This window comes from Microbispora sp. H10885, from assembly GCF_014161415.1.
Lineage (GTDB): Bacteria > Actinomycetota > Actinomycetes > Streptosporangiales > Streptosporangiaceae > Microbispora > Microbispora triticiradicis.
The window spans coordinates 448,020-467,566 of the sequence record NZ_JABBWY010000004.1; the positions used below are offsets into that span (position 1 = coordinate 448,020).

Annotated in this window: 17 protein-coding genes; 11 read left to right on the forward strand and 6 right to left on the reverse strand. The window is 73.5% G+C overall.

Translation table 11 applies throughout. The features are described 5' to 3' along the window. Positions 1 to 78 precede the first annotated feature (78 nt). Complete coding sequence (locus HHX37_RS13225; protein WP_182885552.1) at positions 79 to 1,659, reverse strand: penicillin-binding transpeptidase domain-containing protein; 1,581 nt, start codon at positions 1,657 to 1,659, stop codon at positions 79 to 81. Between the two features lie 108 nt (positions 1,660 to 1,767). On the opposite strand from HHX37_RS13225, the gene HHX37_RS13230 reads away from it, so the two are divergent. The 4 genes from HHX37_RS13230 (at position 1,768) to HHX37_RS13245 (ending at position 7,083) form a co-directional block, all read left to right on the forward strand. Beyond that, complete coding sequence (locus tag HHX37_RS13230) at positions 1,768 to 2,715, forward strand: LysR substrate-binding domain-containing protein (protein ID WP_182885553.1); 948 nt, start codon at positions 1,768 to 1,770, stop codon at positions 2,713 to 2,715. After that, positions 2,712 to 3,599: a serine hydrolase gene (locus HHX37_RS13235; RefSeq protein WP_310737971.1), complete on the forward strand. Its 888-nt coding sequence runs from the start codon at positions 2,712 to 2,714 to the stop codon at positions 3,597 to 3,599. The genes HHX37_RS13230 and HHX37_RS13235 overlap by 4 nt, the downstream gene beginning before the upstream one ends. 63 nt (positions 3,600 to 3,662) lie before the next feature. Next, positions 3,663 to 5,576, forward strand: a complete 1,914-nt coding sequence (locus tag HHX37_RS13240; protein ID WP_182885554.1) for an acetoacetate--CoA ligase — start codon at positions 3,663 to 3,665, stop codon at positions 5,574 to 5,576. A gap of 70 nt (positions 5,577 to 5,646) precedes the next feature. Further along, positions 5,647 to 7,083 carry an AAA family ATPase gene (locus HHX37_RS13245; protein WP_182885555.1) on the forward strand — a complete coding sequence of 479 codons (1,437 nt, stop codon included), beginning with the start codon at positions 5,647 to 5,649 and terminating at the stop codon, positions 7,081 to 7,083. 11 nt (positions 7,084 to 7,094) lie between these two features. Here HHX37_RS13245 and HHX37_RS13250 read toward each other — a convergent pair whose 3' ends face one another. Both HHX37_RS13250 and HHX37_RS13255 read right to left on the reverse strand, forming a co-directional pair. Continuing rightward, the gene (locus tag HHX37_RS13250; protein ID WP_182885556.1) at positions 7,095 to 7,760 is read right to left on the reverse strand and encodes a cyclase family protein; all 666 of its coding nucleotides are present in this window, start codon (positions 7,758 to 7,760) and stop codon (positions 7,095 to 7,097) included. Continuing rightward, complete coding sequence (locus HHX37_RS13255) at positions 7,757 to 8,266, reverse strand: winged helix-turn-helix transcriptional regulator (protein WP_182879812.1); 510 nt, start codon at positions 8,264 to 8,266, stop codon at positions 7,757 to 7,759. The genes HHX37_RS13250 and HHX37_RS13255 overlap by 4 nt, the downstream gene beginning before the upstream one ends. 98 nt (positions 8,267 to 8,364) lie before the next feature. Between HHX37_RS13255 and HHX37_RS13260 the strand changes: the two genes are divergently transcribed. The 3 genes from HHX37_RS13260 to HHX37_RS13270 all read left to right on the forward strand — a co-directional run bounded on the left by HHX37_RS13260 (position 8,365) and on the right by HHX37_RS13270 (position 13,225). After that, a complete protein-coding gene (locus HHX37_RS13260; RefSeq protein WP_111699377.1) occupies positions 8,365 to 9,009 on the forward strand; it encodes a dihydrofolate reductase family protein in 645 nt (214 codons plus the stop codon). A 48-nt stretch (positions 9,010 to 9,057) separates the two neighbouring features. Then, the gene (locus tag HHX37_RS13265) at positions 9,058 to 9,849 is read left to right on the forward strand and encodes an alpha/beta fold hydrolase (protein ID WP_182885557.1); all 792 of its coding nucleotides are present in this window, start codon (positions 9,058 to 9,060) and stop codon (positions 9,847 to 9,849) included. Positions 9,850 to 9,949: 100 nt separating this feature from the next. Beyond that, positions 9,950 to 13,225, forward strand: coding sequence for an ATP-binding protein (locus HHX37_RS13270; protein WP_182885558.1), 3,276 nt, complete (start codon positions 9,950 to 9,952; stop codon positions 13,223 to 13,225). Between the two features lie 9 nt (positions 13,226 to 13,234). On the opposite strand, the gene HHX37_RS13275 is transcribed toward HHX37_RS13270, so the two are convergent. Then, positions 13,235 to 14,080, reverse strand: a complete 846-nt coding sequence (locus tag HHX37_RS13275; RefSeq protein WP_182876211.1) for an ABC transporter permease — start codon at positions 14,078 to 14,080, stop codon at positions 13,235 to 13,237. Continuing rightward, positions 14,077 to 15,219 carry an ATP-binding cassette domain-containing protein gene (locus HHX37_RS13280; RefSeq protein ID WP_182885559.1) on the reverse strand — a complete coding sequence of 381 codons (1,143 nt, stop codon included), beginning with the start codon at positions 15,217 to 15,219 and terminating at the stop codon, positions 14,077 to 14,079. Before HHX37_RS13280 ends, HHX37_RS13275 begins: the two co-directional genes overlap by 4 nt. A 192-nt stretch (positions 15,220 to 15,411) precedes the next feature. On the opposite strand from HHX37_RS13280, the gene HHX37_RS13285 reads away from it, so the two are divergent. From HHX37_RS13285 to HHX37_RS13300, 4 genes are read left to right on the forward strand one after another with little or no spacing between them, the layout of a single operon-like run. Continuing rightward, positions 15,412 to 16,359, forward strand: a complete 948-nt coding sequence (locus HHX37_RS13285; RefSeq protein ID WP_182885560.1) for an ABC transporter ATP-binding protein — start codon at positions 15,412 to 15,414, stop codon at positions 16,357 to 16,359. Further along, positions 16,356 to 17,069, forward strand: a complete 714-nt coding sequence (locus tag HHX37_RS13290; protein WP_182876208.1) for an ABC transporter permease — start codon at positions 16,356 to 16,358, stop codon at positions 17,067 to 17,069. Before HHX37_RS13285 ends, HHX37_RS13290 begins: the two co-directional genes overlap by 4 nt. Before the next feature lie 11 nt (positions 17,070 to 17,080). Next, a complete protein-coding gene (locus tag HHX37_RS13295; protein ID WP_220502829.1) occupies positions 17,081 to 18,217 on the forward strand; it encodes a sensor histidine kinase in 1,137 nt (378 codons plus the stop codon). Positions 18,218 to 18,247: 30 nt separating this feature from the next. Continuing rightward, positions 18,248 to 18,853: a response regulator transcription factor gene (locus tag HHX37_RS13300; protein ID WP_182885561.1), complete on the forward strand. Its 606-nt coding sequence runs from the start codon at positions 18,248 to 18,250 to the stop codon at positions 18,851 to 18,853. Between the two features lie 236 nt (positions 18,854 to 19,089). Here HHX37_RS13300 and HHX37_RS13305 read toward each other — a convergent pair whose 3' ends face one another. Further along, entirely contained in the window at positions 19,090 to 19,392 is a 303-nt protein-coding gene (locus tag HHX37_RS13305) for an NAD-dependent epimerase/dehydratase family protein (RefSeq protein ID WP_182885562.1), read from the reverse strand. Positions 19,393 to 19,547 lie beyond the last annotated feature (155 nt).

The following is a 19,547-nucleotide window of genomic DNA, read 5'->3' on the forward strand; positions in this document are numbered from 1 at the left end:
GGCCGAGAGGCCGGTTCCGACGATCGGAACCGGCCTTCCGGCCGCTGCGGAGGAGGTCGACGAGCGTACGGTCGTCGCTCAGAGCGCCCTGAGGAAGCGGGCGGCGACCGGGGCGGCGACCTCAGCGCCGGTGCCGCCGCCCTCGACCACCACCGCGAAGGCCAGGTCGCCCCTGTATCCGATGAACCACGAGTGGGTGGGCGGCTCGTCGTTCGACCCCGCCTCGCCCGACCCGGCCTCGCCCGACCCGGCCTCGCCCGAGCCGTACTCGGCCGTGCCGGTCTTGCCCGCGGCGCCCGGCGGGAAGGAGACACCGCTCGCCGTGCCCTCGCTGACCACGGCGGGCATCAGCCTCCGCAGCGCGGACACGACCGCCGGCTCCAGCCGGCGGGGAGGAGTGGCGTCCGGGACGAGCGAGGCCGGGACCAGCCGGGGCTGGCGCCAGGTGCCCGCGGCGACGGCGCCCGCGACCGCGGCCATGTTCAGCGGGCTGGCCAGGACGCGCCCCTGGCCGATGGCGGCGGACGCGAGGTCGGTCTCGTCGCGCGGCGCGGGGAAGGCGGCGTCCACGGCGGGCACACCGATCTTGATGGTGGCGCCGAACCCGAAGTCGGCGGCCACCTTGGTCAGGCGGTCCGCGCCGAGGCGGTCCACCGCCATGGCGCCGAACGTGGTGTTGCACGAATGGGCGAAGGCGTCGACGAAGCGCAGCGTGCCGTAGTCGTGGTGCTCGGCGTTGTGGAACGGGAAGCCGCCGATCGTCTTCTCGGCGGGGCACTCGACGGTCTGGCCGGGCGTGACGCCACCGGCGACCAGGGCCGAGGCCGTCACCACCTTGAAGGTGGAGCCGGGCGGATACGCGCCGAGCAGGGCGCGGTTGTAGCCGCCCGGCTTGTTCACCACCGCGAGGACCTCGCCCGTGGACGGGCGCAGCGCGACGAGCGAGGCGGGTTTGTCCACGCCGTCCAGGGCCCGCGCCCCCGCCCGGTGCACCCGCAGGTCGAGCGTGGTCCGCAGCGGCTCGCCGGGCTTCGCCCCGCCTTCGGCGAGGGTGACGACCTTCGAGCCCGTCCGCGTGTCGACGAGGTCGGCCCGCGCGGACGCGGTGCCGTCCAGGCGGGAGCCGTACCGCGCGCGGAGTGCCTCGACGAGCTGCTGCACGGAGCCCGGAGCGTCCGGCGTGTCGATGCGGGTGCCGTCCGCGGCGGTCGTCGGGGCGCGCTCGGCGGGCACCGTGGTGAGCCTGGCCCGCACGCCGCCGGTCAGCCGCGGGTGGACGGCCGCCGGGGTCCAGGCCACCTTCCAGGCGCGGTCGCTCTCGACCAGCCGCAGCCTGCCGTCGTACGCGATGGGCAGCGGGCCGGTGAGCCGTGCCCGGAACCGCACGGTCTCCTCCTGGACATCCCTCACCTGGAATCGCTGCCCGGTCAGCTTCAGGTCGTCGTGGAAGCGGCGGTAGGTGCTCTCGAAAGAGGCCGGCGGACCGGCGGTGAGTGCGCGCATCGCCGCGTAGTCCGAGCGTGACCAGGCCGCGAGGAAGTCCCGCGCGGTCTCCTCGGGTGAGCCCTTCGTCCGCAGCGCCCAGATGGTCGCCCCCGCGGCCACCACCGGAACGAGCACCCCCGCCGTGACATACGGCCACCGCCTTCGCTCTCTCATGCGTCCCCCTTCGAGTCGAGTGCGCGTCAAGGGCAGCAGACCGGCCGGGAGTATGTCCAATATGGATATCAACGCGCTTCATGTGCGATTTGGATATGCTCCCAGCTCGTGGACCTTGTCCGGCATCTCGGCTACTTCCTCGTCGTGACGGAAGAGCTGCACTTCGGGAACGCGGCCGCGCGGCTGGGCATGGCCCAGCCGCCGCTGAGCCAGCGCATCAGGCGTCTGGAGGAGGAGCTGGGCATGCGCCTGTTCGAGCGGTCGAGCCGCCGGGTCGCGCTGACCGAGGCGGGCCGGCTGCTGGTGCCCGAGGCCCGTGAGATCGTCGCCAGGGTGGAGCGGATGCGCGACCTCATGGCCGACCTGGCGCGCGGCGACGCGGCGGTCCTGCGTGCGGGCGTGCCCGCCGACCTGGGCGCACCCGTGCTCGCCGCGCTCATCGCGGGGTTCCGCGACCGACGCCCCGACGTACGGCTGTCGCCCGCCGAGATGGGCACGGCCGCGCAGGTCGCCGCGTTGCTGGAGGGCAGGCTCGACGTCGGGCTGCTGCGGCATCCGGTCGCCGCGGACGGGCTCGCCTACGGGCCCGTGCTCGTCCGTCATCCGGGCGTCCTGCTGGCCGAGGACGACGAGCTCACCGCCTGGGCGACCGTGCACCTCGGCGACCTGGCCGGGCGGGAGCTGGTGCTGTTCCCCCGGGACGCCGAGCCCGGCCTGTACGACGACACGCTGGCCTCCTGCCGCCGCGGCGGATTCGTCCCCGCCGCGATCACCTGCACCGACCGCGCGGAGTTCGCCCTCGGCCTGGTCCTGTCCGGCACGGCCGTCGCGTTCGGCGCCCCCGCGGAGACGCCGGGAGTGGTGTGGCGGCCGCTCGCGGGCACGCCGCTGGCCTGGCGCTGCCTCCCGGCCTGGCGGGCCGAGCCGGGGCCGTACGTGCGAGACTTCACGGCCGTGGCCGTACGGGTGCTGAAGGAGAGCGCGGGCATGGTGGACGAGGGAGCGCCGCCCACGCCCCGTGTGGCGCCGCGCCCGGCGACCGGGTTCCTCGCGTGAGCCCCGGCGTGGATCCGCTGGAGCGCGTCTTCCGCAACGCCGGCGTCACCGGATGGCTGCACGCCGTCGACGTCGACGGCGGGCGCGAGGTGGGCCTGCGGGCCGGCGAGCCGGTGGTGCTCTCGTCGGTCTTCAAATTGCCCCTGCTGGTGGAACTGCACCGCCAGGCCGAGCGCGGGCTGCTCGACCTCGCCGGGCTCGTCCGCGTGCCGGCGGAGGGCCGTACGCGCGGGGGCACCGGGCTGGCGGCGATGCTCGACGACGCCACGCTGTCGCTGCGCGACCTGGCGTACCTGATGATGACGGTGAGCGACAACGCCGCGGCCGACGTGCTGCTGGCCCGGGTGGGCCGGGAGGCGGTCAACACGCTGCTCGACGGCCTCGGGCTCACGGAGACGCGGGTGGTGCACGACTGCCGCGACATGCTGACCAGCCTGTGGGAGGACGCGGGTGTGGCGGACCAGGCCGCCCTGATGCAGGCGTGCGCGGACCCCGAGGTGGTGGCACGGCTGCGCGCGCTCCATCCGGAGCGGAGCAACCGGAGCACGCCACGCGAGATGACCCGGCTGCTGGCCATGATCTGGCGGGACGAGGCGGCGGGCGCCGCCTCCTGCGCGGCGGTCCGCCGCCTCATGGCGCTGCAGGTGTGGCCGCACCGGCTGGCCTCGGGCTTCCCGTTCGACGACGTCGCGGTGAGCGGCAAGACGGGCACGCTGCCCACGCTCCGCAACGAGGTCGGGGTGGTCGAGTATCCCGACGGCGGGCGCTACGCCGTGGCGGTCTTCACCCGGTCGCTCAGCACGGCGCAGAACCAGCCGCGGGCCGACGCCGCGATCGGGGCCGCCGCCCGCATCGCGATCGACCAGCTCAGAACCCACATATGACAGGGGTGTTCTGTGTGGGCCACGAGGGTGACACCTGGCCCGGGCATGGCGAAGATGGGGGGCATGGTCGAGGAAGGCGCTCTGCTCTGGGAACCCACGCCCGACGTCGTGCGTGCCGCCCGGATCACCCGGTACATGGAACGGCTGGGCCACACCGGTACGTACGAGGACGTGTGGAAGTGGTCCGTCGAGTCTCCGGCCGACTTCTGGACGTCCATCTGGGACTACTTCGGCGTGATCGGCACGCGTGGCGACGGGCCCGTCATCCGTGGAACGATGCCGGACGCCGAATGGTTCGCCGGCTCGGCCCTCAACTACGCCGAGAACGCGCTGCGCGGCCACCCCGGCCGTACGGCGGTGGTCTTCCGCGACGAGTCGGGCAGCCGCTGGCAGTACTCGCTGGGCGAGATCCGCGAGGAGGTCGCCCGGGTCCGGGCGGGGCTGGTGCGGCTCGGCGTCGGGCTCGGCGACCGGGTCGCGGCCTACGTCCCGAACATCCCCGAGGCGCTCATCGCCTTCCTCGCCACCGCCTCGCTCGGGGCGATCTGGTCCTCCTGCTCGCCGGACTTCGGCGCGCCCAGCGTGACCGACCGCTTCGCGCAGATCGAGCCGAAGGTGCTGATCGCGGTGGACGGCTACCGCTACGGCGGCAAGGCGTACGACCGGTCGGAGGTGGTGCGCGAGATCGCCGGGAAGCTGCCGACGCTGCGGGCGACCGTCTGGATCCCCCGGCTCGGCGCGGAGGCGCCCGACGGCGCGCCGAGCTGGGACGACCTGCGCGCCGAGTTCGCGCCGCTGGAGTTCGAGCGGGTGCCGTTCGGTCATCCGCTGTGGGTGCTCTACTCCTCGGGCACCACCGGCCTGCCCAAGCCGATCGTCCACGGCCACGGCGGAATCGTCCTGGAGCACCTCAAGTCGCTGTCCTTCCACCAGGACCTCGGCGAGGGGGACGTGTTCTTCTGGTACACCACCACCGGCTGGATGATGTGGAACTACCTCATCGGCGGCCTGCTGGCCGGCGCCACCGTCCTGCTGTACGACGGCAGCGCGGCCCATCCCGGCACCGAGGCCCTGTGGCGGCTCGCCGCCGAGGAGGGCGTGACCTACTTCGGCACCGGCGCGCCGTACATCGTCGCGTCCATGAAGGCCGGGCTGAAGCCGGAGGGCCTCGACCGGCTGCGCGGCATCGGCTCGACCGGCTCGCCGCTGCCGCCGGAGGGGTTCGCCTGGGTCTATTCCGAGGTCGGGCCCGGCGTGCAACTCGGCTCGTTCTCCGGCGGCACCGACGTGTGCACCGGGTTCGTCGGCCCGGTGCCGCTGCTGCCGATCCGGGCCGGCGTCATCCCGTGCCGCTGCCTGGGCGCGTCCGTCGAGTCGTTCGACCCCTCCGGGGCCTCGATCATCGGTGAGGTGGGCGAACTCGTCATCACCCGGCCCATGCCGTCCATGCCGGTCATGTTCTGGAACGACCCCTCCGGTGACCGGTACCGGGAGTCGTACTTCGCCGACTATCCGGGTGTCTGGCGGCACGGCGACTGGATCAAGATCCTCCCGGACGGCGGCTGCGTCATCTACGGCCGGTCCGACTCCACCCTGAACCGCGGCGGGGTGCGCATGGGCACCAGCGAGTTCTACCGGGTCGTGGAGCGGTTCGAGGAGATCGCCGACAGCCTGGTCATCGACACCGGGCAACTCGGCCAGGAGGGCAGGCTGCTGCTCTTCGTCACGCTCGCCGACGGCACGGCGCTGTCCGACGACCTGATCTCCCGGCTGCGTACGGCCCTGCGCACCGAACTGTCGCCCCGGCACGTGCCCGACGAGATCCACGAGGTCCCCGGCATCCCCCGCACGCTGTCGGGCAAGAAGCTGGAGGTCCCCGTACGGAAGATCCTGCTCGGCACGCCCGTCGACCGGGCGGCCAACCGCGACGCCATGGCCAACCCCGAGGTCCTCTCCCACTTCGCGCCGGACCACTGAGATTGCCATCTGTATAAGTACACTTCTAAGAAGTCCACTTATAAGAAGCGCACTTATACCGGGAGCGGCCATGAAGCCCGCCCACATCTTCGACCGTGATCGCGAATGGGCCGCCCTCACGGCCTTCGCCGAGTCGCCGAGCCCGGAGATGCGGCTGGCGGTGGTGAGCGGCCGCCGCCGGCAGGGCAAGACGTTCCTCCTGCAGGCGCTCGCCGACGTCTACGGCGGCTTCTACTTCGTGGCCGTCGAGTCCACGTCGGCCGACGCGCTCCGGCAGTTCGGCACGGCCGTCGCGGCCTACCTGGGAGTGCCGGGCACGCTGGCGTTCGCCAACTGGGACGAGGCCGTCGTCCATCTGCTGGATCACTGCGGTGACCGGCTGATCGTCCTCGACGAGTTCCCGTACCTGACGAAGGCCGATCCCTCGATCCCCTCGATCCTCCAGCGGGAGATCGACGGGCGGGGCGCGCATCGGAGTACCGGGAGCCGGGTGCGTCTGGTGCTCGCCGGGTCCGCGATGTCGGTGATGGGGAGGCTGCTCGCCGGGCAGGCGCCGCTGCGCGGGCGGGCGTCGCTCGACCTGGTGGTGCAGCCCTTCGACCATCGGCTCGCCCGGCGGTTCTGGGGAATCGACGACCCCCGGCTCGCGCTCCAGGTGAACGCCATCGTGGGCGGGACGCCGGCGTACCGGACCGGCTTCGTCGACCACGAGGCACCGGGCGAGGATCTCGACGACTGGGTGGTCAGACGGGTGCTCGACCCCGCGGTGCCGCTCTTCCGCGAGGCCCGATACCTGCTGACGAACGAGATGGAGATCCGCGACGAGGCGCTCTACCACGCTGTCCTGGGCGCGATCGCGGCCGGGAACAACACGCGGGGCGGCATCGCGGGGCACATGGAGCGGAAGGCGACCGACATCGCCCATCCGCTCGCCGTGCTGGAGGACTGCCGGCTCATCCGCAAGGAGATCGACCCCATCCGCAAGCGCTCGCTCTACCGGGTCGCCGAGCCGCTCGTCACGTTCTACGAGGCGATCATGCGTCCGGCCTGGAGCCTGCTGGAGCGGGGATGGGCCGACCGGGTGTGGCGGGGCGCCGGAGCCAGGTTCGCGGCGCAGGTGGTGGGCCCGCACTTCGAGCACGTCTGCCGGGAGTTCGCGCTCGCCCACGACTGGGACGGCGAGTACGCCACCGAGGTCGCCGCGGGGATCGCCCCCGGCGGCGGCAGGGGGCAGAACATCGAGGTCGACGTGATCGCCCTCGCGCCGCAGGACGACCACCCGCGCCGGCTCCTGTCGGTCGGCGAGGCGAAGTGGTCGCAGACCATGAACGTCGGCCACCTGAAGCGCCTGGCGCAGGCCAGGGACCAGCTGCACATGCGAGGGCTCGACACGCGCGACACGGTGCTCGCGCTCTACAGCGGCGCCGGTTTCGATCCCGCGCTCACCGAGGCCGCCGCCCGCGACCCCCGCGTCCTCCTGGTCGACCTGCCCATGCTGTACGCCTGAGGATAAGGAGGTCAGGGGACGAGGGCGTACGCGCGGACGGGAAACGTGCCCATGCCGGACACGGCGATGGGCGCCGCGTGGAGCCGGAACCCGGTCTGCGGCAGCCGTTCCAGTCCGCGCAGGTGCTCGATGATCGGAACGCCCGCGGTGAGCAGGGCGGTATGGGCCGGGCGGAGCCCGTCGGCCATGTCGTCGATGTTGACACTGTCGATGCCGACGACGGCCGGTTGCCGGTCGGCGAGCAGGGCGGCCGCGTCCGCCGTCAGGAAGGGATGCTCCGGGTCGCCGTAGGCCGGGCTGCCCCAGTGCCTGTCCCAGCCCGTACGCAGCAGGACCGCGCGCCCCCTGACGTCGTGGCCCTCGAACGCGTCGACGCCGATGCCGCGCCGGGGGGAGCCGGAGACGTCGATCAGCAGACCGGGGACGTCGACCAGCCGGGACAGGTCGATCTGGGCCAGGTCCTCGCCCTCCGCGAGCCGGTGGAACGGAGTGTCGAGGTACGTGCCGGTGTTCGCCACCATCGCGATGCGGCCGATCTGGAACTCGACGCCCGGGGCGTAACGGCCCCGGGAGTCCTCGCGCGCCAGGTGATCGGTGATCTCCGGTGCGGGCAGGCCCGGATAGGTGATCATGCCGTGCCGGACCACATGACTGAGTTCGACGACTTCGGATGTCATGTTTCCATTGTCGATGACGTCGCCAGGACCCGTTCGTACGCGTCCTGGAGCAGTTGGGACGCGCGGGGGCGGCCGGGGTCCGGGCGGGGGACGCCGAGGTGCGCCTCGCGCAGCTCGTCCATCAGGTCCTCCCAGAGAGGCGGGCCGCCTTCCTCCAGCAACCGCGCCCGGATGGCCAGCGCCGGTGTCGTCGGGAGATGGCGCAGGCCCCAGGAGCCGAGCGCGACCATGATCGGGACCGTCTGGATGCCCGCCTCGGTGAGACTGTAGGTCCCCCGTCGTCCGCGCCCCGCCTCCTCGTGGGTCAGGAGTCCCTTGGCCACGAGGGCCTTGAGGCGGCTGCTGAGGATGTTCGACGCGATCCCCTCCATGGAGTTGGCGAGCAGGTCGCGGAAGTGCCGGCGCCCACCGAAGATCACGTCGCGCAGCACGATGAGGCTCCACCTGTCTCCGAGCGCCTCCACCGATCCGTTGATCGGGCAGCCCGACCGGGGCTCGTCTCGCATCGCCGACCTCCAACTGGTTGCGTTTTACAATCACCCAGTCTACGCTCCTTCTTAGTGATTGCAATCCGCAATCACCTGTGGAGATCGGGAGATCAACCATGTCACGTGTCAGGGTGCACAACTTCGCCGTCTCCCTGGACGGCTTCGCCACCGGCGAGGGGCAGAGCCTCGACGAGCCGTTCGGCCACGCGGGCGAACGCCTGCACGAGTGGTTCTTCGAGACGCGGACCTTCCAGGCCATGCAGGGGAAGACCGGCGGGAGCACCGGGGTCGAGGACGCCATAGTCCGCACGTGGGACACGGGCATCGGGGCGGAGATCATGGGCCGCAACAAGTTCGGGCCGCAGCGGGGCCCGTGGGAGAACCACGACTGGAACGGCTGGTGGGGGCCGAACCCGCCGTTCCACACGCCGGTCTTCGTCCTGACCCACCACCCCCGGCCCTCCGTGGAGATGGAAGGGGGCACCACCTTCCACTTCGTCGACGCCACCCCCGAGGAGGCGCTGCGTCAGGCCCGCGAGGCGGCGGGCGGCCTCGACGTGCGCATCGGCGGCGGGCCGAGCACCGTCCGCCAGTTCCTGGCCGCGGACCTGGTCGACCACATGCACGTCGCCGTCGTCCCGATCGTCCTGGGCCGCGGCGAGCGACTGTGGGACGGGCTGGAGGAACTCGAGAAGCGCTTCCGCGTCGAGTCGGTGTCCACTCCCAGCGGCGTCACCCACGTCACCTTCACCCGGCCGTAAGCCCCACTCCTGAGCCCGACCGTGAGCCAACCCGAAAGGCCGGCAGACATGACCGAGACCATCACCTCCGAGGACGGCACAACCCTCGCCGTCGACACGATCGGCGACGGCGCGCCGGTCATCCTGGTCGGCGGCGCGTTCAACGACCGCTCGACCGTGGCCGCGCTCGCCGCCGAACTCGCACCGGCGTTCACCGTGCTGACCTACGACCGGCGCGGCCGGGGGGCCAGTGACGACAGGAGCGAGGACTACCAGGTGGCGAACGAGGTCGCCGACCTGGCGGCCGTCATCGCGCACGCGGGCGGCCGGGCCTCGGTGTTCGGCCACTCCTCCGGCGCCATCCTTGTGCTTGAGGCGGCCGGGCGCGGGCTGCCGATCGACCGGGTCGCCGTCTACGAACCGCCGTACCACGCCGACGAGGACCAGCCGGGCCCGGTGGCCGGCGTATACGACCGGCTCAGGGAGCTGGTCGCGGCCGGGGACCGCGACGGCGCGACCGAACTGTTCCTCCGTGAGGCGGTCGGCGTCCCGGCCGAGGTGATCGCCGGGATGAAGGCCGGCGAGGGATGGGCGTTCATGGCGGACAAGGCCCCCAGCCTGCCGTACGACGTGCTGGTCACCGCGCCCTGGCAGGGGAGGCCGCACGAGCGGGTCGCCGGGGTCGGCGTGCCGGTGCTGGCGGTCTACGGCGACCAGACCTCGCCCGGCCTCGCGAAGGCGACGGAGGCGGTCGCGGCGGCCCTCCCGGGCGCCGAACTGCGGGTGATGCCCGGGGAGGACCACGCGGTGCTGCAGCGGCCGGCCGCACTGGCGCGCATCCTGACGGAGTTCTTCGCCTGAGCGTCCGCGGCGCCGTACGGCCGAGGAGACGCGGTACCGTACGGCGAGAGATCCCCGGCGGCCGTGAATTGTCGGAGCGGGCGGATACCTTCGGAGCGGCATGCGAATCGATGGCGCGATCACCGGACTGCTCGGCAGGGAGCATCCTGCCGCGCTGCTGCGTGCCGAGATCGGACGTGCGGTCGCCAGCCACGGCGGCCTGGTGCTGGTCGCCGGTGAGGCCGGCATCGGCAAGACCACGCTCGTCGCCAGCGTGGCGGAGGAGGCCAGGCGCCTGGGCGCGCTCGTGCTCGGCGGGTCGTGCTGGGACTCCGACAGCGCGCCGGGCTACTGGCCCTGGGTGCAGGTCCTTCGCGGGCTGCGGCGCTGCGCCGCGCCGGGGGAGTGGGCGGCGGCCGAGGAGGCCGGGGGCACCGGCCTGTCCGCCCTGCTGGGAGAGTCGCCGGGGGCCGACGCGGCCGACGGCTTCCGGCTGTACGACGCGGTGACCAGCGCCCTTGTATCGGTCTCGCAGAGCCGTCCCCTCGTGGTCGTTCTCGAAGACCTGCACTGGGCCGATCCCGCGACGCTCCGGCTGCTGGAGTTCGCGGCGCAGCACACCTGGTTCGAGCGGGTGCTGCTGGTCGGCACCTACCGTGACGTCGAGGTGGAGTCGCCGGATCATCCGCTGCGCCCTCTCGTGCTGCCCCTGACGGCGCGGGCGGCGACGATCACGCTCACCGGGCTGGGACGGGAGGAGGTCGGCGCGCTGATGACCCGCGCCGCCGGCCGGGAGCCGTCCGCCGATCTGGTCGCCGAGGTGCACCTGCGCACCGGCGGCAACCCGTTCTTCGTCGAGCAGACGGCGCGGCTGTGGAGCGGCGGCGGCTCCGTGACCGCCATCGCCCCCGGCGTCCGCGACACCCTGCTGCGCCGGCTGTCCCTGCTGCCCCGGCCGGTCATCGACCTGCTCACCACCGCCGCGGTGCTCGGCCGGGAGTTCCACCGCCAGGTGCTGGCCGCCGTCGCCGAGACCCCCGTTCCCCACCTGGAACGGCTGCTCGACCAGGCCGTGGCCGCCCGCCTCGTCGTGGAGCGCGGGGGAGACACGTTCGCGTTCGCCCACGACCTGGTCCGGCAGACGCTGTACGAATCGCTGTACGAGCCGCCGGACGGATCGCCGGGCGGGTCGCCGGAGGGGGGAGAGGCGCCCCGCCTGCACGCCGCGGTCGTCCGGGCCGTCGACGGGTCGCCCGGCCTGGCCGAGCACGTCCTGCCCGCGGACCTGGCCCGGCACGCCTACCTGGCGGGAGAACGGATCGAGGTGTCCGTCGCGGTGGACCGGCTGCTCGCCGCCGCCCGGGGTGCCGCGGGCCGTCTGGCGGTCGAGGAGGCGATCGGGCACTACCGCAGGGCGCTGGAGCTCGCGGCGGCCGGTGAGCCGCGCAGGCGGGTCGTGATCGCGATCGACCTGGGCCGCGAGCTCGTCCAGGTCGACGACCACGAGGGCGGGCGGCGGGCCTTCGAGGAGGCGGCCGCCGTCGCCCGGGAGGCCGGCGACCCCGAGTTGCTGGCCCGCGTGGCGCTGGCCGTCCACGGCGCCTGCGGCGAGGCCGGCGACCTGTCCGGCGGCGACGGCCACCGGTTCGCCGCCGGCCTGCTGCGGGAGGCGCACGGCGCGCTGCTCGGGGAAGGCCGTGCGCCCGGCGAGGAGCTCTCCCCCGAGCGTCTCGCGCGGGAACTGGCCGTGCGGGTCGTGGTGCTGGCCAAGCGCGGCCAGGACGACGAGGCGCTGACCTTCGGCCTGTGGGCCTATCACGCCGCGATCTGGGGCCCGGGCACGGCGGCGCAGCGGGCGGAGCTCACCGGCGAGGTGCAGGCGCTGGCCCGGCGCACGGCCGACGTGGAGATGGAGAGCGTCGCCGCCGCCCTGCGCTGGGTGGCGCTCCTCGAACAGGGCGACCCGGGATATCTCGCCCAGTTCCGGGAGTTCGTCGTGCTCGGCCGCCGAAGCGACCTGCCCCGCATGGACATGGCCACGCTCGCCGACCGGAGCATCATCGCCGCGCTCACCGGCGACTTCGGCGAGGCGGAGAGCGTGCTCGACGAGCTCACCGGGTTCACCTGGCAGCACGGGCACGACCAGTTCGGTTACATGCTGCATCACCACCGCTGGGCCGTACGGCTGCTCCAGGGCAGGTTCGACGACCTCGACGAGGTGCACCGCGTGCTGCGCCGGAGCCGGCATCCCTGTCCGGGGCTGCTGGAGGGGATGACCGCGCTGCTGCGCGGCGACGGCGGCGCCGCGCTGCGTCACTATCGCGACGCGACGGCCGGGGGAGAGCCGTGCCCGCGCTCGGCCCGGCCCCTGTGGCTGCGGTTCCAGGCCATGATCGCGGCGTGGTCGCGCGATCCGCGGCTGTGCGACAAGGCCCGGGCCGATCTCGACCCGTACGCCGGCATCTGGGCGGTCTCGATGTACGGCTGGGACATCGGCGGCCCGATGGTCTTCTGGCGCGCCCTCGTCGACGCGGCGCAGGAGCGGTGGGACGAGGCGATCGAGGGGTTCACCGCCGCCCGGCGGTCCGCCGACCTCCTCCTCGCCCGCCCCTGGTCGGTCGAGGCGCGGGCACATCTCGCGGAGGCGCTGCTGGCCCGGGGCCGTCCGGACGACGCGGAGTCGGCCGGCAAGCTGCTGGCCGACGTGGAGAACGAAGCGGACCGGCTCGGCATGCGGCACGTCGTGGAGCGCGCCCGCCGGGCGAGGCGGCGCGCGTCCCCGTCCGCCCGCTCACCCGGCCGTACGTCGGGTGGTGCGCGGGACGGTACGCCCGGTCCCGTGCCCGGCGTCGGCGACGAGTTCCGGCGGGACGGCGCGGTCTGGACGCTGACGTTCGCGGACCGCACCGTGCGCCTGCCCGACGCCAAGGGCCTGCGCGACCTCCACAGGCTGCTGAGCCACCCGGGGGCCGACCTGCCCGCCGTACTGCTGCTCGCCCCCGAGGGCGGCCGGATCGTCGTCGCCGCCCGGCGGCTGGGCGGCGACGCCGTCCTCGACGAGGAGGCCAAGGCCCGTTACCGGCACCGGCTCACCCTGCTCGACGAGGAGATCGACCGGGCCGTCGAGCGGGGCGACGACGGCAGGGCGGCGGAGTTCGACCGGGAGCGGGCCGCGCTGCTGGCGGAACTGCGCGCCGCCTCGGGCCTCGGCGGGCGCGACCGCCGCCTCGGCGACGAGGCCGAACGCGCCCGCAAGGCCGTCACCGCCCGGATCCGCGACGTCCTGCGCAAGCTCGACGGGCTCCACCCCGCGCTGGCCGCCCATCTGCGCGGCGCCGTCTCCACCGGAGCGACCTGCCGGTACCAGCCCGATCACGAGATCGCCTGGCGGCTGTGACCCTCCGTCTCACCTGCGGTTGTACAGGCGCATGGTCAGCGCGCCGAAGACCGCGACACACACCGCGCCGCTGACCAGCACCCAGGTGATCTCCCCGGTGTCGGCAGCGCCCGCCATCAGCGAGCGGGCCGCGGTGACCAGGTGCGAGATGGGATTGACGCCCACGAACGCCTGCAGCCAGCCCGGCATCGTCTCCGGGTCGACGTAGACGTTGCTGAGGAAGGTCAGCGGGAAGAGCACCAGCATGCTGATGCCCATCACCGACTTCTCGCTGCGCAGCAGCAGGCCGAACATCGTCCAGACCCACGAGAACGCGAACGAGAAGGCCACCAGCAGGGCGATCGCGGCCACGACCCCGACGACGCCGCCCTGCGGGCGGAAGCCCAGCACCAGGCCGACCACGAGGATGACCGTCGCCGCCATCGTGTAGCGGAACATGTCGCCCAGCAGGTAGCCGACCATCGTGGACGGCCGCCAGATCGGCAGCGTGCGGAAGCGGTCGAAGACGCCCTTCTCGATGTCCTTGTTGACCTCGACCCCGGTGTACATCGTGATCATCACGACGCTCGTCACCATGATGCCCGGCAGCAGGAACTGCAGGTACTCGGTCGGCGAGCCCGCGAGCGCGCCGCCGAACAGGTAGGTGAACATCAGCGTCATCATGATCGGGAACGCGGTGACGTCGAAGAGCTGCTCGGGCACGTGCTTGATCTTCAGCATCGCCCGCCAGCCGAAGGTCATCGAGGCCGACAGGGCGCCGGGGCGCGGTGGGCGTGCCCCCGGGGCCAGGACCGCGCCCAGCGTCTCGGCCGCGGGAACGAAGGACGTGCCGGTCTCGGTCGTCGTGGCGCTCATACCGTCGTCTCCCGCGTCTCGTACGTCTCGTGCGTGTCGTGGTGCGTCTCGTGGGTCTCGTGCGACCCGTGCCCGGCGGGCCTGCCGGGTCCGGCGGCGGGCCGGTCCGCCGGAGCGGAGCCGTGGTCCCCGGCGCCTGCCCCACCGCTTCCCCCGCCGTGCTCCTCGGCGCGTTCCCCGGCGCCGGTCAGCGCGAGGAACGCCTCGTCGAGGCTGGGCTGGCCGAGGGAGAAGTCGTCGACGACGATTCCGGCGGCGGCCAGCGACCCGAGGGCGCGGGAGGCCCGCTCGGCGCCCGCGTCCGCGTCCCCCGCCGCGACGCGGGCGGTCAGCGCCACGGGATCGGCCTCCAGATGGACGGCGGTGCCCAGTTCCCCGGCCAGCACGCGCTCGGCCGCCGGCCGCTGCGCGGGATCGCGCAGCCGTACGTGGACCATGCCCGCGCCTACGGACGACTTCAGCTCACCGGGGGTGCCCTCGGCGATCACCCGGCCGTGGTCGACGACCGCGATGCGCCCGGCCAGCCGGTCGGCCTCGTCGAGATACTGCGTGGTGAGCAGCACGGTCGTGCCGTGGGCGACCACGATCCGGACGATGTCCCAGACCTGGTTGCGGCTGCGTGGGTCCAGGCCGGTCGTGGGCTCGTCCAGGAACAGCAGGTCGGGCGTGTTGAGGATGCTGGCCGCGATGTCCAGCCTCCTGCGCATGCCGCCCGAGTAGGTCTTGACCTGCCGGGCCGCCGCGTCGGTCAGCCCGAAGGCCTCCAGCAGCAGCGCGGCCCGGTCCCTGGCCGCGGCCTTCCGGTGACCGAGCAGCCGGCCGAGCAGGACGAGGTTCTCCGTGCCGGTCATCTCCTCGTCCACCGAGGCGTACTGGCCGGTCAGGCTCACCCGGGCGCGTACGGCGTCGGGTTCGCGCAGCACGTCGTGGCCGAAGACCCTCGCCTCGCCGCCGTCCGGGCGCAGCAGGGTCGCCAGCATCTTGACCGCGGTCGTCTTGCCCGCCCCGTTGGGGCCGAGCACGCCGTACACGGTGCCCGCGGGCACCCTCAGGTCGAGCCCGTCCACGGCTCGGTTCTTGCCGAATATCTTGACCAGGCCCGATGTCTCTATCGCCAGGTCCGTCGTGCGGTCCCGCATGATCTGTCGTCTCCGTTCCGTTCAGTCCTTCACGGAGGAGGCGCCAGATCCCGGTCACCCGGCCGCTAGATCCGATCTAGCGATCGGACGGTGCGAGGTCCGGGGCAGGCGCGGCCGGTCGTGACATCTGTCGTGGCCGGGTCGTGACAGACGGCGGAGGTACGCGCCGGGGCGGCGGTGGAGGCTCGCCGTATGAACCTTCATCACGGCGCCCCCGCACTGTCGGTCGCGGGGCTGCGCAAGGCGTACGGCGGGACCCGCGCGGTCGACGGGATCGACCTGGTCGTGGGTCCAGGAGAGGTGGTGGCCCTGCTCGGCCCCAACGGCGCGGGCAAGTCCACCACGATCGACATGATCGTCGGGCTGGTCCGTCCGGACGCCGGGCAGATCGCCGTGTTCGGCGCGTCTCCCCGCGAGGCGGTGCGAAGCGGCGTGATCGGCGTGATGCCGCAGGAGGGCGCGCTGCTCGACGACGTGACCGTGGGGGAGACCGTGACGCTGATCGCGTCCCTCCACCGGACACCGCCACCCGTCGAGGAGGCGCTACGCCGCGCCGGGGTGGCGGACCTCGCCGACCGGCGGGCCGCGCGGCTGTCCGGCGGTCAGCGGCAGCGGGTCCGGTTCGCCATGGCGCTGGTGTCCGGCCCGGACCTGCTGGTGCTCGACGAGCCGACGGCTGCGATGGACGTCACGGCCCGGCGGGAGTTCTGGCGGTCGATGCACGCGTTCACCGGAACCGGCCGCACCGCGCTGTTCTCCACGCACTACCTGGAGGAGGCCGAGGCGTACGCGGACCGGGTCGTGCTGATGAACGCGGGCCGGATCGTGGCGGACGGCCCGGTGCCGGCGGTCATGGCCGAGGTGTCCGGCCGTACGGTGACCGCCGTCGTGCCCGGCGCCCGCGCCGAGGACCTGGGCACGCTCCCCGGCGTGACGGCGGTGCACGTCCGCGAGGGCAGGACCGAACTGCGCTGCGTCGACTCCGACCTGGTCGTGCGGGAACTGCTGGCCCGCCATCCGGACGCCCGGGACGTCGAGGTCGGCGCGCTGGGCCTGGAGGACGCGTTCCTGCGCCTCACCGGAACGCCGACCGGAGCGCAGACCGGGGCACCGGCCGAGGAGACGGAGGCCGCGCGATGACCGGGTATCTCGCGTTCGAGATCAGGCGGACGCTGCGGGACGCGAAGTTCCTGCTGTTCGCGGTCGCCCTGCCGGTGGGGCTGTACCTGCTGATGGCCGACCGTTTCGCCGACCGCGGGGCTCCCGCGTCGTACGTCATGGGCGGTGTCGCGGCGTTCGGGGCGATGAAGGCGGCACTCGACACGGGTGCTCGCACGGCGGTGGAGCGCGACATCGGCTGGCAGCGCCAGTTGCGGCTCACCCCGCTCAGCGGCGGCGGCTATCTGCTGGCCAAGGGGTCGGTCGCGATGGTCGTGGCGCTGCCGCCGGTGGCGGGCGTGTCGCTCGTCGCCGCGCTCGCCGGCGGGGTGCACCTGTCTCCCGGCGGGTGGGTGTCGGCCGTGCTCGGCGTGTGGGCGGGCACGGTGCCGTTCGCCCTGCTCGGCCTGCTGATCGGCCAGCTCGCGACCGCCCGGAACCTGCAGGCGTACCAGGGGGCGGTGGTGCTGCTGCTCAGCTTCGTCGGCGGGCTGTTCATCCCGGTGAGCACGTTCCCGGGGGCGCTCGCGACGGTGGCCAGGGTCCTGCCGAGTTACTGGCTCGCGCGGGTCGGGCACGCCACCACCCTGGGCGGTGACACCTGGCGGGCCGCGCTGGTGCTGACGTCGTACGCGCTCGTGCTCGGCGCCGCCGTGGCCGTCCGGTATCGCCACGGCGCCGCTCAGGCCTAGGGTTGACCGACGTGGGCGATCAGGGCGATCAGGGCGTATGGGGGCGTTCGGCCTGGCCGATGTGGACCCCGGCCCGGCCGGTCTCCCGTGCGGCCCGCATCCGTGGCGTCGCCGTGCTGTCGCTCGTCCTGCTCTGGCTGCTGTGGGAGTCGCTGGGGCCGGGCCGGGTCTGGCCGGAGGCCCCGGTGGTGCGCGTCGCGCTCGGAGCCGTCACGCTCCTGTACGCGGCGGGCTGGCTCGGCGCCATGGTCGGCGGGGTCCGCCTGCCGCCCCGGCGGCGGATCCCGCTCGTCGGAACGCTGTTCGCGCTGGCGGTCGTGGCGGCCCTGCTGCGCGACGGCCCGCTCCGCCTCGGCCACACGGGCGTGTTCGGCTTCGCGCTCGTCGTGGCGGTCTGGCTGCTCCCGGCGCGCTGGAGCGTGCTGCTCGGGCTGGTGACCCTGGCTCTCCAGGTGTCCCTCGGTCCCGTCGACTGGGGGCACGTGGGCGGGCTCGTCCCCGGGATCGTGATCCCGGTGGCCGTGACGCTGCTGATCCGGCTCGTCGTCCAGCTCGGCCAGGCCCACGAGGAGATCGCGGCGCTGGCCGCCGCGGCGGAGCGCGACCGGCTGGCCAGGGACCTCCACGACGTGCTCGGCCACAGCCTCACCACGATAACCGTGAAGAGCGGCCTGGCCCGCCGGGTGCTGGAGAGCGGCGGCGACCCGGAACGCGCGCTGGCCGAGTTGCGCGACGTCGAGCGGCTGTCCCGGCAGGCGCACGGCGAGGTGCGCCTTACCGTGTCGGGCCGCCGCCGGCCGTCCCTCGCGGCCGAGCTGGCGGGGGCTCGCGCCGCGCTGCGGGCCGCCGGGATCGGCGCCGTCCTCCCGCCGTCCGCCGACCACGTCAGGGCCGAACTGGCCGGGCCCTTCGCGTACGTCCTGAGGGAGGGGGTCACCAACGTGATCCGGCACAGCGGCGCGACCCGGTGCGAGGTGCTGCTCGGGGACGACTGGCTGGAGGTGCGCGACGACGGCCCCGGGCGGAACGCGGTGGAGCCGGGCAACGGGCTCTCCGGCCTGGCCGAACGGCTGCGTGCCGTCGGCGGGCGGATCGAGGCGGGCCCGCTGCCCGCGGGCGGCTTCCGGCTGCGGGCGAGCCGCGCGTGATCCGGGTGGGCGTGTGATCAGGGGGAGCGCGTGATCAGGGTGTTGCTCGCGGACGACCAGGCGCTCGTGCGCGGCGCGCTGGCGGCGATGCTGGCGCTGGAGCCCGACATCGAGGTGGTGGCGCAGGTCGGCTCGGGTGAGGAGGTCGTCGACGCGGCCCGCCGCAGCCGGCCCGACGTGGCGTTGCTGGACGTGCAGATGCCCGGCATGGACGGGCTGGCGGTCACCGCCGACCTGCGCGCCGCGCTCCCGTCCTGCCGGGTGGTGATCTGCACGACCTTCGGGCGGCCGGGCTACTTCGCCCGTGCGATGGAGAACGGCGCCTCGGGCTTCGTCGTGAAGGACGCGCCGCCCGAGCACCTGGTCGACACGGTGCGGCGGGTCCACGCGGGCCTGCGGGTGGTCGATCCCGCCCTGGCCGCCGAGTCGCTCGCCAGCGGGTCGAGCCCGCTGACCGCGCGGGAGCGCGACGTCCTGCGCGCGGCCCGGCAGGGCGGCACCGTGGCGGAGATCGCCCGGAGCCTGCACCTGTCCGCCGGGACCGTACGCAACCACCTGTCCGCGGCCATCGGCAAGACGGGAGCGAGCACCCGCGCCGAGGCCGCACTCATCGCCGACGAGCACGGCTGGCTCTGATTTCGCTCTGATCCGGCTTCGGGCGGTCCGCGGTCACCGCGGGAGAGGCGTGCTCGCAGGCCGGAACATCGCGGGGTTGCGCGACGCCCAGGCGAAGTAGGACGACGCCTGCTCGCGGAAGGGCCGGGGCCGCCAGGACAGCGTCCGCCGGGCCAGGGAGACGTCGCTCGCCGCGTCCCTGCCGAGGCGCGCGTCCGGATCGAGATCGAGCTCCAGGCCGGCGGCGTCCTCGGCGTTCAGCCAGTCGAAGGACGCCCGCAGCGTGCGCCCGGTGACGCGGAGGGGCCGGCCGGGCGGGCCTGCTCCCAGCTCGGCACGTGGGTCAGCGCGGCGCCGTGCACGACCACGTCGAACCCCCCGGCGAGCGCCTCCCGCAGAGCTTCCCGGTCCCGTACGTCGGCCTGGACCACCCGCACTCCCGGGTCGGCGGTCAGGGGCGACCGGTCCAGCAGCGTCAGGCGGACGCCGGGGTCCGCCCGCAGCCGGGCCGCCAGGACGGCCATCGCGAATCCCCCTCCACCGGTCAGCAGGACGTCCATCGCCGATCCTTTCCCTCACACCGCAAGTGTGTCAACTGTGACACACAAATCACCTTCCTGACCATGAAACCGCAGAACAGGTCATTTGATGTGTCGCTATTGACACACGCTTCCCGTGGGTGGCAGGGTCGGGGCCCACGGGCGAGAGCCGCCCG